18 protein-coding genes and 1 tRNA gene are annotated in these 17,088 nt (G+C 70.1%); 15 read left to right on the forward strand and 4 right to left on the reverse strand.

The window, feature by feature from the left end; translation table 11 throughout:
• Positions 1-359: 359 nt before the first annotated feature.
• Positions 360-1,028 carry a histone deacetylase gene (locus tag ACFU3E_RS02900; RefSeq protein ID WP_384150982.1) on the reverse strand — a complete coding sequence of 223 codons (669 nt, stop codon included), beginning with the start codon at positions 1,026-1,028 and terminating at the stop codon, positions 360-362.
• 25 nt (positions 1,029-1,053) lie between these two features.
• A complete protein-coding gene (locus tag ACFU3E_RS02905; RefSeq protein ID WP_279540573.1) occupies positions 1,054-1,815 on the reverse strand; it encodes a GntR family transcriptional regulator in 762 nt (253 codons plus the stop codon).
• Between the two features lie 408 nt (positions 1,816-2,223).
• Between ACFU3E_RS02905 and ACFU3E_RS02910 the strand changes: the two genes are divergently transcribed.
• The 13 genes from ACFU3E_RS02910 (at position 2,224) to ACFU3E_RS02970 (ending at position 14,159) form a co-directional block, all read left to right on the forward strand.
• Positions 2,224-2,403, forward strand: a complete 180-nt coding sequence (locus ACFU3E_RS02910; protein WP_384150986.1) for a hypothetical protein — start codon at positions 2,224-2,226, stop codon at positions 2,401-2,403.
• A gap of 93 nt (positions 2,404-2,496) precedes the next feature.
• A complete protein-coding gene (locus ACFU3E_RS02915; RefSeq protein WP_384150989.1) occupies positions 2,497-2,790 on the forward strand; it encodes a DUF6284 family protein in 294 nt (97 codons plus the stop codon).
• The gene (locus ACFU3E_RS02920) at positions 2,771-4,366 is read left to right on the forward strand and encodes a hypothetical protein (RefSeq protein ID WP_384150992.1); all 1,596 of its coding nucleotides are present in this window, start codon (positions 2,771-2,773) and stop codon (positions 4,364-4,366) included. The genes ACFU3E_RS02915 and ACFU3E_RS02920 overlap by 20 nt, the downstream gene beginning before the upstream one ends.
• A 4-nt stretch (positions 4,367-4,370) precedes the next feature.
• Positions 4,371-4,709 (forward strand): RRQRL motif-containing zinc-binding protein, encoded by a 339-nt coding sequence (locus tag ACFU3E_RS02925; protein ID WP_384150995.1) that lies wholly within the window; start codon positions 4,371-4,373, stop codon positions 4,707-4,709.
• Between the two features lie 183 nt (positions 4,710-4,892).
• The gene (locus ACFU3E_RS02930) at positions 4,893-6,368 is read left to right on the forward strand and encodes a hypothetical protein (protein ID WP_384150998.1); all 1,476 of its coding nucleotides are present in this window, start codon (positions 4,893-4,895) and stop codon (positions 6,366-6,368) included.
• Positions 6,369-6,370: 2 nt separating this feature from the next.
• Complete coding sequence (locus ACFU3E_RS02935) at positions 6,371-8,488, forward strand: hypothetical protein (RefSeq protein WP_384151001.1); 2,118 nt, start codon at positions 6,371-6,373, stop codon at positions 8,486-8,488.
• A 221-nt stretch (positions 8,489-8,709) separates the two neighbouring features.
• On the forward strand, positions 8,710-9,018 hold the full coding sequence (locus ACFU3E_RS02940) for a hypothetical protein (RefSeq protein ID WP_384151004.1): 309 nt from the start codon (positions 8,710-8,712) through the stop codon (positions 9,016-9,018).
• An 87-nt stretch (positions 9,019-9,105) separates the two neighbouring features.
• On the forward strand, positions 9,106-9,798 hold the full coding sequence (locus ACFU3E_RS02945; protein ID WP_384151007.1) for an SAM-dependent methyltransferase: 693 nt from the start codon (positions 9,106-9,108) through the stop codon (positions 9,796-9,798).
• Positions 9,795-10,721, forward strand: a complete 927-nt coding sequence (locus tag ACFU3E_RS02950) for a bifunctional DNA primase/polymerase (protein ID WP_384151010.1) — start codon at positions 9,795-9,797, stop codon at positions 10,719-10,721. The genes ACFU3E_RS02945 and ACFU3E_RS02950 overlap by 4 nt, the downstream gene beginning before the upstream one ends.
• A gap of 86 nt (positions 10,722-10,807) precedes the next feature.
• On the forward strand, positions 10,808-11,140 hold the full coding sequence (locus ACFU3E_RS02955; RefSeq protein WP_384151013.1) for a hypothetical protein: 333 nt from the start codon (positions 10,808-10,810) through the stop codon (positions 11,138-11,140).
• Positions 11,137-12,372: a DUF3631 domain-containing protein gene (locus ACFU3E_RS02960; protein WP_384151016.1), complete on the forward strand. Its 1,236-nt coding sequence runs from the start codon at positions 11,137-11,139 to the stop codon at positions 12,370-12,372. The genes ACFU3E_RS02955 and ACFU3E_RS02960 overlap by 4 nt, the downstream gene beginning before the upstream one ends.
• A gap of 162 nt (positions 12,373-12,534) precedes the next feature.
• Positions 12,535-12,723, forward strand: coding sequence for an AlpA family transcriptional regulator (locus ACFU3E_RS02965; RefSeq protein WP_234846103.1), 189 nt, complete (start codon positions 12,535-12,537; stop codon positions 12,721-12,723).
• 68 nt (positions 12,724-12,791) lie between these two features.
• Complete coding sequence (locus ACFU3E_RS02970) at positions 12,792-14,159, forward strand: tyrosine-type recombinase/integrase (RefSeq protein ID WP_384151020.1); 1,368 nt, start codon at positions 12,792-12,794, stop codon at positions 14,157-14,159.
• Positions 14,160-14,323: 164 nt separating this feature from the next.
• On the opposite strand, the gene ACFU3E_RS02975 is transcribed toward ACFU3E_RS02970, so the two are convergent.
• Positions 14,324-14,405 (reverse strand) — tRNA-Tyr (locus ACFU3E_RS02975).
• Between the two features lie 220 nt (positions 14,406-14,625).
• Here ACFU3E_RS02975 and ACFU3E_RS02980 point away from each other — a divergent pair.
• Positions 14,626-15,114, forward strand: a complete 489-nt coding sequence (locus tag ACFU3E_RS02980) for a YajQ family cyclic di-GMP-binding protein (RefSeq protein WP_102910742.1) — start codon at positions 14,626-14,628, stop codon at positions 15,112-15,114.
• A 97-nt stretch (positions 15,115-15,211) separates the two neighbouring features.
• Here ACFU3E_RS02980 and ACFU3E_RS02985 read toward each other — a convergent pair whose 3' ends face one another.
• Positions 15,212-15,478: a GlsB/YeaQ/YmgE family stress response membrane protein gene (locus tag ACFU3E_RS02985; RefSeq protein ID WP_384151024.1), complete on the reverse strand. Its 267-nt coding sequence runs from the start codon at positions 15,476-15,478 to the stop codon at positions 15,212-15,214.
• A 194-nt stretch (positions 15,479-15,672) separates the two neighbouring features.
• Here ACFU3E_RS02985 and ACFU3E_RS02990 point away from each other — a divergent pair, with 194 nt between their 5' ends.
• Complete coding sequence (locus tag ACFU3E_RS02990) at positions 15,673-16,929, forward strand: APC family permease (RefSeq protein WP_384151028.1); 1,257 nt, start codon at positions 15,673-15,675, stop codon at positions 16,927-16,929.
• Positions 16,930-17,088 lie beyond the last annotated feature (159 nt).

Genomic DNA, 17,088 nt, shown 5'->3' on the forward strand with positions numbered 1-17,088 from the left:
CGAACGACCTGGACGCCAGGTGCCGTGTCTGCTTGGCTCTGCCTGGGTGGACGGCAGGCGGGATGGGAGCTCCCCGCGCCCGCCACCTTCGGCCGGCACTCGCCCGCGGCGCCCCCCCGCACCCCGGAGCCTGAGCGCCCCCGCCGGAGGCATGTCCTTCACCACGGCACCATGCGTGCGGCGCTCGCCTATCGCCTCGGCCCTGCTCCTTCCGTGGGCGCGCGTCGGCGTAGCGTGCGCGGAGCGGGCCGGAGGCAGGAGCGTAGCGCGACGCGGAGCCGGGAGCGCGCCCGGCGGAGCGGAGCGCAGCCGGGCTTGATGAAGTGGAGAAAGTTGTACCGCGCTGGCGGCGCGGCGGTTCAAACGTCCTCGCTCAAGAGATGGCAAATGGCCTGCTCTGACCAGTGACCAGCGGCACCGGGGCATGCCGCGACGTATGAGGCCACCGCCTCTACGTCCCATGCGCCGGCGGTCAGTAGTCCTGAAGCCAAGAAACACACGTAGGCGGCGGAAGGGGGAACCCATTCAACGTCCTGCACGCCCCACGGGGCGGTGAAGGTCAGGACCGGCAATCCATCGACCTGACCAGCGCACACAAGGGTCTCGTAGCGGCCCTCACCTAGCACTGCGCGGCCCTGTGCTAGCACGTCCACCAGATCAAGGCCTGCGCCCGGTTGCCTATACATCTCTTGAGCAGCGATGTCATAAAACTGATCGGTAGTCACCAGGTGAGCCCTGGCCAGCACTCGCCCACTCACCTGGGGGTCGTAGAAGGCCCTCCCCCCTCCCCACACAGGTGACTCGGTGGCGAAGTACATTGCGCCGGTCAGTTCAACTGGGATGGATTGGGTGGGCATTGCCGGGTTTCGGCACCCTGGGTACTCCCTCGCCGCGCCGGGCGGGCGACCGCCTTGGATGTACGCGGCGAGTCGATCGAGATGCATGTTCGAGCCGTAGGACGTGTACCAGACCCGTTCCGGGTATTGGTCGGTCGGCAACGCCGGATCGATGCTGTGTAGGGCCTTCACTCTTACCTGCTCCTGGGGGACGCGCTCAGTCTGCCGAAACGTCGTACCTGATGACATGACGGTCTCCCGGAAGGATCGTGATCATTACTCGTAGGGGCCGGTTGTTCTCGTCGTAGCCGGTGCGCATGTGCACAGCGACAGGGGTCGCGGAGGGCAGAGACAGCTTTTCGACCTCAGCACGAGTCGGCATCCGCACAGTGATCTCGTCCCGATAGCGAGCTTGGACAAGGCCGACGCTGGCCAGCACGCCACCCGGCGCTGACACGTCCTCGGGCAGCATCAACGGCGTGCCTCGGACTAGCTCTTCCGGGAAGTAGGAGTCAGCTAGGGCATACGGGTCGTGATCCACTATGCGCACTCGTTCCCGGACGACAGTCAGCGCGGTCTCAGGATCCAGCTCCAGACGTTCCGCCACTTCGGCTGGTGGGCGCCGGATGGATACACGAACTTCCTGGCGAGGCTGGCGACCACTTTCGGCCACGATGCTGGCCCACTGGTCACCGCGATCGTTGGACTGGTGCCGGGTCCGTGACTCCAACACGGACCAGTCCCAGACGGCCGGTGTCAGGCTGCGGCGAACGAAGCTACCCCGCCCCTGACCAGCGATGATGAGCCCTTCTTCAGTCAGACGTCGTAGAGCAAGGCGGACCGTGTTGCGACTCGCTTCGTATCGCTCGACCAACTCGAACTCCGTTGGGAGCTGTTGACCCGGTTCCAGCTCTCCCCGCTCGATCTGTCCTCGCAGGTCATCCGCGATTCGGTGATACCTGGGGCGCTGCTCCCGCACGGTGCCTCCCTGCTAGTTGGCTGACTTGTGCCAACAACATACGCCCTCTGCCTTGACGGTCGTAGCGACTTGAGGCAACACTCAGGGCACCAGTTGTTGGTACAACACCACCAACACCGTTGAGTCAGTCTTTATGCCGGACAGGGTTACTGCGGTTCGCCGTAAGTCCCTGAACTGGATGTTCCTTGACAACTGCATGGGGATCATGCCGCCTCTCCTCGGCCAAGTAGGCGGCCACGCGGAATTTCCGCGTGACGAACAGCGCGATACGACCTCTCCGCAGCCCTGAGCGGCTGCGGGCCGGTTGCCTCCCCCGTCCGTCCGGCTCCGCACCTGGTGCGCGTGCCGTACGGGCGGGGTGTGGGGAGCCGCGAGGGCTTCACCCTTCATCAGTCGAGAGGACTGTTCATGGACCGCCTGAAGGCACAGGCCTCGAAGAACCGTGAGGCGGCGCAGGTGCTGCGTAGCCGTGGCAAGGACGCTGCCGCGAAGCAGATGGAGGACCGGGCCGACGAGCTGGAGTCGGGCCGGGTCACCGACTGCACCGACGCCGTCAGTGGCCTCATCTCCTGGGCCTTTCGCCGCTGACTTTCACCCCGCTACTTCCTAAAACGGCGCGCCCCCGGAGCAGGCACTCCGGGGGCGCTGTCGGGCCGTACACCTGTGAGAGGACACGACCCAATGAAGATCATCGTTACTGTTCAGGACGCTGTTACCGCGTTCGCTCCGTTCATGGAGCCGACGGATGCGGAGCTGGATGCCATCGAGCGTGAGGCTCCGCTGATTGAGGCGGAGCTGGAGCTGCTGGACGTGCAGATTGGGCTGCTGGACCGGCCGGCGTCCGCGCTCGGTGCGCGGCGGCTGCGCCGGGCGGCGAACAAGGTGCTGGCCGAACGGGCGGCGCTCGCCAACCGCGCCACCGGCCCCGCTGAGGCCGCTGGGGAGGTGGCTGACGGTGCTGTCCTGGCTTCCTGAACTCCCCTCCGGCCCCTGGCTATGGCTGGCGGGCTCGGTCACCGCGCTCGCCCTGGCGATGTGGGGTGTGGGGCAGCTACGCAAGTCATCATGGCTGTCCGGCATCGGCCCGCAAGCGATCGTCGCGCTGGGGGGTGTGGCGGTCAGCGTGCACGGCCTGTGGGGCTTCGCCACCGACACCTGCAACCTGCCGGTACCGCTGGCGGTGGCGTTCATCGCGGTGTTCGATGCCGCGGAGATGACGCTGCTGGTCATGATGTACCGCGCGGCCGACCCCGAGCAGGGGTGGACGCGTGAGCTGCGGCTGATGCACCGCACCGCGTGGATGCTGGTTGCCTTCTCGGCAGCCATGAACGCGGTACACGCACCGAACTGGTGGGCCCGTCCCGTGCTGGCCGCGGTGCCGGCGCTGGCCGCGTGGCTGATCGAACTCCAGCTGCGCAGCAAGCTGCACCACATCCGCCCCGGCCACGACGACGACACTGCTCGTCCGGGCCCGGCCCGGATGGTGGCGCTGCTGTGGCAGCACGCTTGGGCTGAGCTGTTCGCCCTGCTCGGACTGGATGCCCGCACGTCCTCGTCGGCGATCGCGCGGGCTGCATTGGCGCAGCGGGCCGCGCTGCGCGTCTACCGGCTGCGCCTGGCCCTGCAAGGCGGCAAGGCACGGAAGGTGCGCCGCTGGCGCCGCAAGGCACAGAAGGCGCTGGATCGGGCCGACGTGGCCGTCGACCGCGAGCAGGCGCTCGCGCTGGCGCGCAGGCTGGCCTGTCTGACGGGCGCGGACGCGTTCGCCGCTCTCGATTACCGGCAGCCGGCCACCATCCTGGCCCTGATCGAGGATCTCGCGATCACCCCGGCCGTGGAGCGTGAGCAGGTCTCCACACTGGCGGAGCAGGCGGAGGATGCGCGGCAGCGCGCGGAAGCCGCGCGGCAGGAGGCCGAGAGCGCGCGGCAGCGCGCGGCCGAGGAACTGGCCGCCGCGCGCAATGAGCTGGAAGACGTTCGCCGGCAGCAGGCAAGTCTGCTGGAGCAGGGCGACGATGTGGCCGGTCGCGCGGAAGCTGCGCGGCAAGAGGAGCAGGCCGCGCGGCAGCGCGCGGAAGACGCGCGGCTGGACGAACAGCACGCGCGGCAGCGCGCTCAGGAGGTCATCAACGAGGCGCAGCAGAAGGTCGACGCCAAGCGGCAGACCCTCGATGCGCTTAACGCTCAGGCCGAGCAGGCTCAGGCCAACTACCAGGCCCGGGTGCGCGCGGTGCAGGCGCTGGACGGACAGATCAACGAGGCCAGGGCCCTGTATGAGCGACTGTGCGGCGACCTGGCCGCCCTGAACCCGCAAGGCCCGGACGGGTCCATGGTGGGCGGGGAGACGGCGTGGAAGTCGCCCGCCAAGCAGAACGGCTGGGTGTACTACCTGAACGCCCTCAGCGGCCCCGACCCTGTTGAGCCGACGGCTGCGGAGCTGGCGGAGCGGTTCGGGGTGGACCCCGGAAACGCGCGGAACTGGCTGCGGGACTTCCGTGCCGCGCGCGCCGCGCAGCTTGCCGCGCAGCCGCGCGCGCTGAGCACCGCCTGACGCCATGGCGAGCATCCCCACCTACCCGTGGCGTCTGGCCCCGGAAGGACTAGCGACCCTGCGGCAGCTCCGGGCGCGGGGCTTGCGGCCCGGCGGGCAGGACGTTGCCGCGCAGATCGAACGCCCGCGACGGCGCCGCGCACCGCTGGTCGCCTACCTCTACCGCATCGACTCCGCCAAGCCCGTCCGGCCGATGACGCCCGCGAAGTGGGCGGCGCTGGCCAAGGCGAACGCTGCGCGCCGCACATGCCCCGAGTGCCGGCGGGATGCCGGATACGTCGTCGCGCCCTCGCTCGGCATGTGCGCCACCTGCGCCTACCCCGACGAACAGCGCGCCGCATAAACCCAGTTGCCAGGCCCGGCCGATCGCCTCCTACAGCCCCGGCCGGGCCCTACTCCCTTAAGGAGTGCTCTCAGCATGACGGAACTCAGCACTGAGCCGGTAGCCGTCGAGGCTCCCGCACCCGCACCGCCCCCGCCCCCACCTGCACCAACGGAGCCAGCTCCGGCCCCGGTTGTGGCCGAGGTGGAGCACACGCCCGGCGGCTGGCCGGTCGTCCCGCTCGCCCTGTCCGGGGCGAACAGCACCGTGGGCATGGTTGCCACAGCGGCCCTGGCCGGCGGCCCGGTCGCTGCGATGGTGGCCGCGACCGGCGCCGTCGTTCTCGGCACTGTCGCCGCCACTCGCAGCCGCCAGGCCACCCCCCGCAAGGAGGCCCGCCGGGCCGCCGCCCGTAGCGCGGGCCTGCGCCGCAGCGGTGCAGGAGCCCTCGGTAGCCGCACCGGGGGGCGTTCGTCTGCCTCTCGTGCCGGTTCCGGTGGCCGGCCGGGCAGCGTGCTCGGCCAGCAGCGCCGCGGATCCGGCTCGTCTGCCCGGCACGGCAGTACCGCCGCGGCCGGGAAGACCCGCTCCAAGGCCGGTCAGGGTGCGTCCAGGCGCGCGTCCGGCGCCCTGGGTAAGGCTGCGGGCCAGGCGGGTCAGGTCAAGGCTCTGCGGTCGGCGCAGCAGGCTGCGGCCGGATCCCGTGCCGGACAGCGGGCGCAGATCACCGCCGCGCGCCGCGCGGTCGCGGACGCTCGCCGCAACGCCAAGGCCCGCACCGCAGGTGGCGCCGGGGTCACGTCTCGGGCAGGGCGCCGGGCCGGCGGCCTGGCAGGCCGGATGCTCAGCAGCGCCGCCCGCAAGGCCCGCGCCGCGCGGGACGGGGCGATCGCCAAGACCCGCGCCCAGCGGGACGCCAAGGCGGTCGGCACGGTCGCGGCCAAGCGCGCCGCGGTGCGCTTGGCCCCGGCCCGCCGTGCGGCCCGGCAGGCGTTGCGCCGGTCTGCAGCCCGCTTCCACGGCCGTCGCCTGCTCGCCGCCCTGCTCGCCCTCCCGGCCGGCCTGCTTGGGCTGATCACCAGCCCGATCGGCCGCAAGCTCAACCTGCCGTGGCTGATCCACCCCGGCCGTCGCCTGTACCGGCGGCTGGCCGGTGTCGCTGCCGAGCAGCGGGCCGCGCGGGATGAGGCGATCCGCCAGGAGCAGGCCGAGCAGGAAGCCGCCGCCGATGCGGAGGCGGTCAAGGACGGCACCGGCGGCATCGCGGACGGCGTCGAGCGCCCCGCATCCACCGTTCCCACCAGCACGAATGACCCGTTGATTGAGGGAGAGCACGTGTCCGGTTTCCGGTTCGAAGAGGCCGCCGCCGAGATGGAGCAGGCCGCCACCTCCTATGACCCCGACGGCTGCATGGAGATCCTGGCGATGGTCGAGAGCCTGCCCTCCGCACTGGCCAGCGTGGCGAACGTGATGAAGATCCTCGCCGAGCGCTCCGACAGTGAGTTCCCGCTGGAGAAGCAGATCGCCGACAACTTCAACGACATCTTCGGCGCCCTGATGAGCGCCGTCGCCGTGGCCGAGGACATGGGCCCGGTGTTCCGTCAGGTCCACGCCCAGGACATCGCCCGGCACGAGGACCCCCGCAACGGCACCGAGGCCGAGAAGGGCTGGAACGTCTGATCATGTCCACCACCGCCACGAAGCAACAGCAGCCGAGTGGCCCGGTGCTGGACTGGGCGGCCGGTCACGGACCCGTGACCGGCGCCCTGTCCGCCACCACCGGAGCCTTCGCCGTCGCCACCACCGGCGCCGCCACCTCCATGCCCCCGGGCTGGGCCCTGGCCGTAGGTGCGGCCGGCGCCCTCGGCCACACCGTGGTCGGATTGCGGGTCCGCAACGCCGGCCGCACCCTGGCCACCCGCGCCGCCTCTTGGCTCGTCGGGGCCGGATGGACCACCTGGGCCATGACGAACGGTCCCCTGACCTGGGCCGCCCTCGGCTCCCTGGCCACGATGGGTGTCGGCATCGGTGCCGCCGCCCGATCCAGTGCCCTGTTCGAGGAGGCCCGCGAGGAGGAGGCCCTCGCCGCCGAGCAACGGCAGATCGCTGCCGAGCTATCCGCGGATCGCCGGGCCATCGCCGCGGAATGGGTCGACCGCATCCAGCGGGTCTGCTCGATCACCGTGCGCGTGGTCGGAGTCGAGCAGTGGGAGACAGGCGCCGGATACTCCATCGACGCCGAACTCCCGCCCGGCGGCGCCACCTGGAACAGGGTCGCCGCCCAATCGCCAGCGCTGTCCGCGGACGCGGGCCTGCCACACGGCTGCACCGCCACCGCCTCCCCCGGCATCCACCAGGGCCGCGTCATCATCGACGTGACCACCGTCAACGTCCTGGAGCAGGAGCGCACCTACCCCAGCGACTACGGCCCTCTGTCGGTACACACGGGCATCCCGTGGGGGTATCGGACCAACGCCGAGCAGATCCTCACCTACCTGCGCGAGCAGTGCGCCCTGATCGTCGGTCCGACCGGATCGGGCAAGACCAACATGATCCACTCGATCCTCGCCGGGTTCGCCCGGGCCGACGACATCCTGACCTGGGTGATCGACCTCAACGCCGGATCCGCGGGCCTGCCCTGGGTACTTCCCGCGCTCAACGGCGAGATCAAGGCCGAGGACGGCAGGCCCGTCCGCCCTGGCATTGACTGGCTCGCCGGGACGTACGACGAGGCCATGACCATGCTGGACACCGCCGTACGCGTGGCCAAGCACCGCAAGATGGGCTACCAGGACCTGCTGGCCAAGGCCAACACCGACCTGCTCCCCATCAACGCGAAAATCCCGCAGATCATGCTGGTCATCGACGAAGGCGCCGAGATCCTCTCCAGCCCGGACCGGCAGGTGCGCAAGCTCGGAGAGAAGATCCTGGAAGTGATCCGGATCGCCCGCGCCATGGGCATCCGCACCGTCCTCACCGCCCTCGGCGCCACCGGCAGCGTGCTGAGCAACCTCATGATCCGCCGGGAGGCCAAGGTCAGGGTTGCCCTGACCGGTGGTGAGACCGAGGGCATGGACCTGTCCAAGATGTTCCCCGGCTCCCGCGGCCTGCGCGTCGACCAGGCACCCCACAAGGGCGCCGGGTTCATGGGCACCCCGGAGTCGCCGGCCGCGCTGTTCAAGGCCTGGCGCATCCTGCCCAACCAGATCCGGGAGATCATCGCCGCCACCTCCGACCGGCACCCCACCCTCGACGCCGTGTCCGCCAAGGCCGCCGGGCCCGCCTACGCCCGACGCTGGGACAGCGACCGCACCGCCTGGATGCGCGAGCAGGCCTCCAGTGACGCCGACACCAACACCACCGGCACGGTGGCCGCGGGGTTGAACCTGTCCGCCCTGAACGGCCCGGAGCAGGCTCCGGGTTCGCCGGAAGACGAGATGCTGCGTCGCTTCCGCGAGCAGATCGACGCACAGTTCGGCACCGCCCCCGAACCGCAGCCCCCCGCGGGAAGCGACCGGCCACCGGCCGCGGGCGGGCTGAACCTGTCAGCACTGCGGGGCGAGCAGGACAACCCCGCGCAACAGGCCGCCCTGGCGCTGCTGCTCGCCGCCGGCCGTGACGGCACCGGAGCCTCCGCGATCGCCCGGGCGCTCGCCGACGAGCACGGCACGTCCCGTCAGACGGTCGTCGGCTGGCTGCGTGACTGGGTGAAGGACGGCACCGCCGTCCGCGTCGGAGAGGGCACCAAAGCCCGCTACGTCCACCGACACCACGCCCCCGAACAGCCCCCCGAGAGCTGATCACTCGTCGCTTGTCGCCCCGCCGGAGCATGAGCCGCTTACCGCCCCCCAGAGACCCGGAAACGGCTTGTGACCTGCAAGGCGACAAGCGACAAGACAAGACAAGCGACAAGCCACACGACAAGGGAGACGACAAGCAACGCGACAAGCACAGCCAGCCATACGAGCGGGCCTGCACCACCTGTTGGTGCGGGCCCGCGACTCACCCAAGGAGCCCCGAAATGGACCACCACACCCCGCCGGGGAATATCGCCCCGCACATACCCGCCGACGACTGGCAACGCGCACAAGCCACCGGACAGCCCGTCGTCATCGTCGTCCACGACACTCATCCGACCGGCATCCCGTGGCGCCGAGTCCTGATCCCGTTCGCCATTGCCGGTGCCACCGTCGCCGGCGGCTGGGGGCTGGTCGCCGCCTTGTGCCTCCTGCTCGACGCCGCGGCCCACACCGCCACCGTCATCGCCAGCGTGGCCGGACCCATCGGCATCGGCGGCATCACCCTCAAGCTCGCCCGCAGCAAGACCTAGCTACGCCAAGGGCGGCCCCCTCTCGCCAAAGAACCGGGGCCGCCCTTGCCCAACCGTCCTCAACAGACCTGTTGGAGGTCTCCCAGCATGACGCAACCCGCCACCTTCCGGCGAGTGCACGGCCACCGGCCGCGCTTACTGGACCTGTACTGCTGCCAGGGCGGCGCCGGCAAGGGCTATGACGATGCCGGGTTCGACGTGACCGGCGTCGACAAGGACCCGCAGCCGCGCTACCCGTTCCGGTTCGTGCAGGCGGACGCGATCGCGTTCGTGCGCGAGCACGGGGCCGCGTTCGACTTCATCCACGCCTCGTGCCCGTGCCAGCACGACAGCGAGTGCCAGCGCATCCAGGCAAACGACCACCCTGACCTGATCGCTCCCACCCGTGCGGCGCTGGAGGCGACCGGACGTCCGTGGGTGATCGAGAACGTGCGGGGCGCGGTGCCCAAGCTCCGCACCCCGGTGATGCTGTGCGGGCAGATGTTCCGGCTGGCCAACTACCGGCACCGGTACTTCGAGACCGGCGGCGGATTCACCCTCGCCCAACCGGACCACCCCCCGCACCTTGTCCCGCAGGCCAAGATGGGCCGCCCCGTCCCGCCCGGCCACTACGGACAGTTCGTCGGCAACTTCTCCGGCGTCGACCTCGCCCGCCGCGTGCTCGGGGTGCCGTGGATGAACCGCGACGGCATCCGCGAGTGCATCCCCCCGGCCTACGCCGAGCACATCGGCCGCCACGCACTCTCCCAGCTCGCCCCCGTGCTGGGGGTGGCGGCATGAGCAGCATCATGACCGTCGATCTGGCCTGCCTGCCCCTGCTCGCCTCCGCGCTCACCGCGGCGGAACGTGGCTGGCCCGTCATCCCGCTGATCCCGCGGGCCAAGCGCCCGGCAGGGCATGCCGAACGGGACTGCCCCGGCACCGGCCGCTGCGCCAGCGGACACCACACCCCTGAGCAGCGCGCCACCACCAACCCTGAGCTGATCCACCTCACGTGGGCTACGCGCCCGTACAACGTGGGGATTGCGACCGGTCCGGCCGGTCTGCTCGTGGTCGATCTGGACGTGTGCAAGCCCGAAGAGCCGAAAGGAGCGCCTGACGGCGCAGCTTCCCTTGGGGCGCTCTGCGAGCGCACCGGCCAGACCGTCCCCACCACCTACCGGGTGCGGACCGCGCGCGGTGGGGAGCACCTGTACTTCACCGCACCCGCCGGGGTGCGGCTTAAGTGCAGCGCGAACCGGCTCGGGCCGCACATCGACACCCGCGCCTGGGGCGGCTACGTCGTCGCCCCAGGCAGCACCACCCCCGACGGGGACTACGAGGTGACCGACGATGCGCCGGTCGCGCCGCTCCCGGAGTGGCTGGGCGCATTGCTCACCGAGCCCCGCAAGCCCACCGTGGTGGACCTGGCCCCGCTACGGGACGGCACCAAGGCCGCCCGGGCCGCCCTGGAACGGGAGTGCGCGGTTATCGCCGGGACGAGCGAGGGCGGGCCGAACGGCCGCAACAACACCCTCCACAAGAGCGCCTGCAAGGTGGCCCGGTTCGTCGCGTGGGGCGACCTCCCCCGGGATGCGGCGGAGCAGGCAATCCAGGGGGCGGGGGAGGCCAGCGGACTGCCGCCGACGGAGTGCCGCACCACCATCCGCAGTGCCATGGACTGGGTCATCGCCCACGCCACCCCGCGGCAGGCAACCTCATGACCGCCCCCGACTCCCCCCGCCTGGATTGCCCTACATCCCGCCCCACCGGGCCGCGCGTCGCTCCACAAGCTTTGGACGTGGCGTGCGTGGGCGAGCCGAAAGGCGCCGCCCGTCAGGGCGTCGTCACTGCTCTTGGTCGCTCGAACCGCTCCCCGGCCTGGCCGGGAGCCAACCCGGCGCCGGACCAGCCTGGCATCCGCATCTTCGCCCCACCGGTCTACCGCCACCACTACGACGGCGCCCGCTGGTCCACCCGGCCCGGAGTACTGCCCACCGCCGCATACGCCTGCACCTGCGGACTGACCGGCACCGCCACAGGCCCGGAAGCCGTGGCCGCGCTGGTGGCCGAGTACGAGACCCACAAGTCCGCCTGCACCGGGGCGCCCGCCGCGCCCGCCGAAGGGAGGAACGCCGCATGACCCCCATCAACGCCATCAACGGTGCCGCGCTGCTCGACGAGGTGGAAGCTTTCCACCGGCGCTTCAACGTGTTCCCCACCGAACACGCCTACGTCGCCGTCACGTTGTGGGACGCGCACGCGCACCTGCTCGACTGCTTCGACTCCACCCCCCGACTCGCCTTCCTGAGCCCCGAGCCGGGGTCGGGCAAGTCGCGGGCGCTGGAGATCGTGGAGACCCTCACCCCACGAGCCGAGGCCACCGTGAACGCGTCTCCCAATGCCCTGTTCCGGCTGGTGGACGCGGCAGAGGGACGACCGACGCTGCTGTTCGACGAGATCGACACGGTCTTCGGTCCCAAGGCCGGTGACAACGAACCCGTCCGGGGCTTCCTCAACTCCGGATACCGGCGCATCGGCACCATGCTGCGCTGCGTCGGAGACGGCGCCAACCAGAGCGTGCAGCGCTTCTCCTCGTTCTGCGCCGTCGCCATGGCCGGGCTCGGCTCCCTGCCCGACACGATCCTGACCCGCTCCGTCATCATCCGCATGCGCAAGCGCGCCCCCAACGAGAGGATCGAGCCCTACCGCCAGCGGCTCAACGAACACCAGGGCCATGCCCTCCGTGACCAGCTCGCGAAGTGGGCCGACAGCGTCCGCGAGCAGGTCTCCGGGGCCTGGCCCGACCTGCCCGAGGGCGTCACCGACCGACCGGCCGACGTATGGGAGCCCCTCCTCGCCGTCGCGGACGCAGCCGGCGGCGACTGGCCCACACGGGCACGGGCCGCCTGCCTGGAACTCGTCAACGCCGCCCACGACAACGACGAAGCGTCCCTCGGCGTGCGGCTGTTGACCGATCTGCGCGACAAGGTGTTCTGCGGCGCCGACCGCGTACCCACCGCCGTCATCCTGGAAATGCTGCTCGCCCTGGACGACGCCCCTTGGGCCGACGTGGACGACAAGCCGCTCAACTCCCGGATGCTGTCCAAGCTACTCGGCCAGTACGTAACCCCTGCCAACAAGCCCATCAAGCCCCGCGGAATCCGCACCCCCTCGGGCTTCCCCAAGGGCTACTACGCGGAAGACCTCACGGACGCCTGGACGCGGTACTGCCCCCCACCCCCCGAAAAGTCCGCCACGTCCGCCACGTCCGCCACGCCGCAGGTCAGCAGGGGGGAATCCGCGGCGGATACCACCACAGCCATCCGCCACGCGGCCGCGGAAACCGCCACACAGCCCACGCTCGCCAGCTAACTCGCTCGGCAACCGTCAACGCAGCCACACCCGCCGGGTGTGGCTGCACCTATCCGCCACAAAACCGCTATCCGCCACACGACCAAGGTCCTGACCTGCGATGTGGCGGCGTGGCGGACGTGGCGGATTCCCCAGAAGAGAGACCGAGACAAGGAGTGCACCTTGGCCCGCCCCCAGATGCTCAAGCTCCCCGAAGTCCTCACTGAGATCGGCATGAGCCGCGCCGCCTTCTACCGCATGCGTGCCCGTGGGCAGGCGCCGCGACTCGTGAAGCTGCCCAACGGTCACCTGCGCGTCCGCCGCAACGACCTGGACGACTGGCTCAACAACCTCGACTCCCCCGCCTATTGATCGCTCGACTGACCAACCCACCCACGGGGCCCGGCTCATACCGGGCCCCGTTCGCAGGAAGGCCCCCGATGGGGAAGACGTACGACGTTCGAATCTGGTCCGTCCGGCAACGGAAGGACCGAGGGCAGACCTCCGCGGAACTGCGCTGGAAGACGGGGGAGACTCCGCACTCGCAGACGTTCCGCACCAAGACGCTGGCCGAGGGCCGACGTGCTGAGCTGCTGCGGGCGGCACACGCCGGCGAGCCGTTCGACGAGTCCACCGGGGTACCGCTCTCTGAGTTGCGACAGCGCAACGACGTGAGCTGGTACCAGCACGCCCGCGAGTACATCGAAATGAAGTGGCAGCACTCCCCCGGCTCGACTCGCCGGACGCTCGCGGAAGCCATGGCCACCGTGACGCCAGCTCTCGTCAAGGACACCAAGGGCATGGCCGACGCCATGATGGTTCGGACAGCTCTCTATAGCTGGGCATTCAACGTGAGCCGCCGCGACCAGGACCCACCCGACGAGGTGGCCGCCGTACTGGCGTGGTTCGAGCGGAAGTCCCTGCCCACTTCCGCGCTGGCCGACCGCATGAAGGTACGCGCCGCTCTGGACGCCCTGACCAGGAAGCTAGACGGCACCACGGCGGCGGCCTCGACCATCCGCCGGAAGCGGGCCATCTTCCACAACTCACTCGGCTACGCCGTTGAGGCCGGACGCTTGACGGACAACCCCCTGCCACAGGTGCAGTGGAAGGCTCCGGAGCAGGTAGCTGAGGAACTGGACCCCGCTTCAGTGCCAGAGCCCCGGCAGGCTCTCGCCCTGCTCAATGCCGTGCGTACGCAGAGCCCCCGCGGGCGGCGCTTGGTCGCGTTCTTCGGCTGCATGTACTACGCGGCAGCACGGCCGGCGGAAGTCATCGGTCTCCGTCTCCAAGACTGCGACCTGCCCCGCCGGGGATGGGGCACTCTGCGACTGCGGGAGACCCGTCCCCGCTCGGGGTCAGCCTGGACGGACAGCGGCGAAGCGCACGACCGGCGAGGGCTCAAGCACCGGCCCCGGAAAGCAGTCCGCACCGTGCCGATCCCGCCCGACCTCGTGAACCTGCTGCGGTGGCACGTCACGGCGTACGGCGTCGCCCCCGACGGGCGGCTGTTCCGGACGCAACGAGGTGGACTCATCCAGGACACCGGATATGGCGAGGTATGGGCGGAAGCCCGCGCGCGTGCTCTCACACCCGCTCAGTGCGCGTCACTGCTCGCGAAGCGTCCATATGATCTTCGCCACGCGGCTGTATCCACGTGGCTTAGCTCTGGAGTGGAACCGCAGGAGGTAGCCGCGCGCGCCGGCCACAGCGTGGCCGTGCTATTCCGGGTGTACGCGAAGTGCCTAGACGGCGGCGCCGCCACGGCGAACGCCCGGATCGAGCGGGCGTTGAAGAATGGCAGCTAGGAGGGCTGGAAGCTGCCCCACGCCTGCCCCACACGGGCTGGTCAGCACCCGAATCAGGGTGAGACACACTGGGAAAAAGCACACATAGCGACCGATGCGTGTCCGTGAACGCCGAAAGGGTCTGTGACCAGCATTGCTGCTGGTCACAGACCCTTTCGGTCTTGTGGCGGCGCCAGGATTCGAACCTGGGAAGGCTGAGCCGGCAGATTTACAGTCTGCTCCCTTTGGCCGCTCGGGCACACCGCCTGGGTAGCTGCCCGTCGAGCCGCTCTTCCGCGGCGCTCCGTGGCAACGACGTAAACAATACCTGATGTGGAGGGGTGCTCCGCCACCCGATTGATCGGCGCTCGGAGGGCCGGGGGTGGCTAGGCTTGTCCGGATGCGGCCCGGGACCTGAACGGGCCCTGCGACCGCCCCCATACGCCGGTTCGCACGATACGCACCCCGATACAAGGAGCCACAGGACATGGCCGACTCCAGTTTCGACATCGTCTCGAAGGTCGAGCGGCAGGAGGTCGACAACGCACTCAACCAGGCCGCCAAGGAGATCTCGCAGCGCTACGACTTCAAGGGCGTGGGTGCCTCGATCTCGTGGTCCGGTGAGCAGATCCTCATGGAGGCGAACTCCGAGGACCGGGTGAAGGCCATCCTCGACGTCTTCCAGTCCAAGCTGATCAAGCGGGGCATCTCGCTGAAGGCTCTGGACGCGGGCGAGCCCCAGCTCTCCGGCAAGGAGTACAAGATCTTCTCGTCGATCAAGGAGGGCATCTCCCAGGAGAACGCCAAGAAGGTGGCGAAGACCATCCGCGACGAGGGCCCCAAGGGCGTGAAGGCTCAGGTGCAGGGCGAGGAACTGCGTGTCAGCTCCAAGAGCCGTGACGATCTGCAGGCCGTCATCACCCTGCTGAAGGGCAAGGACTTCGACTTCGCGATTCAGTTCGTGAACTACCGGTAGGTCCGGTCTCGCGGGCTCTCTCCCGCACGGATACGAGAAGGGTGGGCACTTCCGGTGCCCACCCTTCTCGTCTGCCGGCTGCCATCGGCGGGCGCGCTCAGTCGCGCGAGTTGCCGAACAGGAGGCGGTAGGCGATCAGAAGGACGAGCGATCCGCCGATCGCCGCTGCCCAGGTCGCACCGTCGTAGAAGTCCTTGGTGATCGGGTGGTCCATCCAGCGGGACGATATCCAGCCGCCGGTGAACGCGCCCGCGATGCCGATCAGGGTCGTGCCGATGAGGCCGCCCGGGTCCCTCCCCGGCAGCAGGAACTTCGCGATGGCTCCGGCCAGCAGTCCCAGGATGATCCAGCTGATGATCGTCATGCGGTGAACCTGCCCTTTCACGCTGTGCCCGCACTGTCCCGGCCATGTGATCTTGCTTTCGTTGAGGCCGAACCCGTGCGTCGTACGTCGGGCGTCCCGCGCACAACCTCCGTGCCACGCATGTTCACGCCCTCTTGGTGGGGAGGACGTCCCGGCCGCATCCGCCGGTTGCACTGATCAGTAGGGTGCGACGCATGACAGCCTCTGGTCCTGGTCTGCGCCGCACCCTCGGCGTGGGCGACGCCGTGGTCATCGGGCTCGGCTCGATGGTGGGAGCCGGGATCTTCGCCGCTCTCGCGCCGGCCGCGCACGCGGCCGGCTCCGGTCTGCTCATCGGGCTGGCCGTCGCCGCTGTGGTCGCGTACTGCAACGCCATGTCTTCGGCTCGCCTCGCCGCCCTCTATCCGGCCTCGGGCGGCACGTATGTGTACGGGCGGGAGCGGCTCGGGGAGTTCTGGGGATACCTCGCGGGCTGGTCGTTCGTGGTCGGGAAGACGGCCTCCTGTGCGGCGATGGCGCTCACCGTGGGCATGTACGTCTGGCCGGGGCAGGCGCACGCGGTGGCGGTCACGGCCGTGGTGGCGCTGACCGCGGTGAACTACGGCGGTGTCCAGAAGTCCGCGTGGCTGACGCGGGTGATCGTGGCGCTGGTCCTGGCTGTCCTCGCTTTCGTGGTGGTCGTGTGTCTGGTGTCCGGTGAGGCCGATGCCGGGCGGCTGGACGTCGGGGCCTCGGGCGGGACGGACGGGGTGCTGCAGGCGGCCGGTCTGCTGTTCTTCGCCTTCGCCGGGTACGCCCGGATCGCCACACTCGGCGAGGAGGTGCGGGATCCGGCGCGCACCATCCCGCGCGCGATCCCGCTGGCGCTGGGTATCACGCTGGTGGTGTACGCGTGTGTGGCGGTGGCTGTCCTTTCGGTACTCGGGTCGGGCGGTCTCGGGAACGCGACGGCGCCGCTGGCCGACGCGGTGCGGGCGGCCGGAGCGCCCTGGCTCGTGCCGGTGGTGCGGATCGGTGCGGCCATGGCCGCGATGGGCTCACTGCTCGCGCTGATCCTGGGGGTGTCGCGGACGGCACTGGCCATGGCCCGGGACCGGCATCTGCCGGGCGCGCTGGCCTCCGTGCATCCGCGCTTCCAGGTGCCGCACCGGGCGGAGCTGGCCGTGGGTGCGGTGGTCGCGGTTCTGGCCGCCACGGTGGACGTCCGGGGCGCGATCGGGTTCTCCTCCTTCGGTGTGCTGGCGTATTACGCCGTGGCCAACGCGTCGGCCTGGACGCTGTCATCGGCGCCGGCGGCGCGGGTGGTGCCGGTGGTGGGGCTGGTCGGGTGCGTCGTGCTCGCGTTCTCGCTGCCCGGGGTGTCGGTGGTTGTGGGCGCGGGGGTGCTGGTGGTGGGGGCGGTTGCGTACGCGGTGCGGCGGCGGTTGAAGGCCGGGGCGGGCAGGGGGTAGGGCAGGGCCTCCGCTGCATCCCGGGCCTTCGGGAGCCTCACGGCTCGGGCCTTCGGGAGCCTCACGGCTCGGGTCGTTCAGAGCCTCTCGGCACGGGTTCTCCATAGCCTCCCGGCAGGAGTCTTTCGGTGCCTCTCATCGGGTCGGGCGGCTCTGGAC

It is taken from the genome of Streptomyces sp. NPDC057424 (assembly GCF_042803315.1).
GTDB lineage: Bacteria > Actinomycetota > Actinomycetes > Streptomycetales > Streptomycetaceae > Streptomyces.

Bases quoted from the DNA above. Each gene is read 5' to 3' on its own strand.
- ACFU3E_RS02910 (WP_384150986.1), top strand. From the start codon at position 2,224: ATGGACCGCCTGAAGGCACAGGCCTCGAAGAACCGTGAGGCGGCGCAG.
- ACFU3E_RS02915 (WP_384150989.1), top strand. From the start codon at position 2,497: ATGAAGATCATCGTTACTGTTCAGGACGCTGTTACCGCGTTCGCTCCG.
- ACFU3E_RS02925 (WP_384150995.1), top strand. From the start codon at position 4,371: ATGGCGAGCATCCCCACCTACCCGTGGCGTCTGGCCCCGGAAGGACTA.
- ACFU3E_RS02935 (WP_384151001.1), top strand. From the start codon at position 6,371: ATGTCCACCACCGCCACGAAGCAACAGCAGCCGAGTGGCCCGGTGCTG.
- ACFU3E_RS02940 (WP_384151004.1), top strand. From the start codon at position 8,710: ATGGACCACCACACCCCGCCGGGGAATATCGCCCCGCACATACCCGCC.
- ACFU3E_RS02945 (WP_384151007.1), top strand. From the start codon at position 9,106: ATGACGCAACCCGCCACCTTCCGGCGAGTGCACGGCCACCGGCCGCGC.
- ACFU3E_RS02950 (WP_384151010.1), top strand. From the start codon at position 9,795: ATGAGCAGCATCATGACCGTCGATCTGGCCTGCCTGCCCCTGCTCGCC.
- ACFU3E_RS02960 (WP_384151016.1), top strand. From the start codon at position 11,137: ATGACCCCCATCAACGCCATCAACGGTGCCGCGCTGCTCGACGAGGTG.
- ACFU3E_RS02970 (WP_384151020.1), top strand. From the start codon at position 12,792: ATGGGGAAGACGTACGACGTTCGAATCTGGTCCGTCCGGCAACGGAAG.
- ACFU3E_RS02980 (WP_102910742.1), top strand. From the start codon at position 14,626: ATGGCCGACTCCAGTTTCGACATCGTCTCGAAGGTCGAGCGGCAGGAG.
- ACFU3E_RS02985 (WP_384151024.1), bottom strand. From the start codon at position 15,478: ATGACGATCATCAGCTGGATCATCCTGGGACTGCTGGCCGGAGCCATC.
- ACFU3E_RS02990 (WP_384151028.1), top strand. From the start codon at position 15,673: ATGACAGCCTCTGGTCCTGGTCTGCGCCGCACCCTCGGCGTGGGCGAC.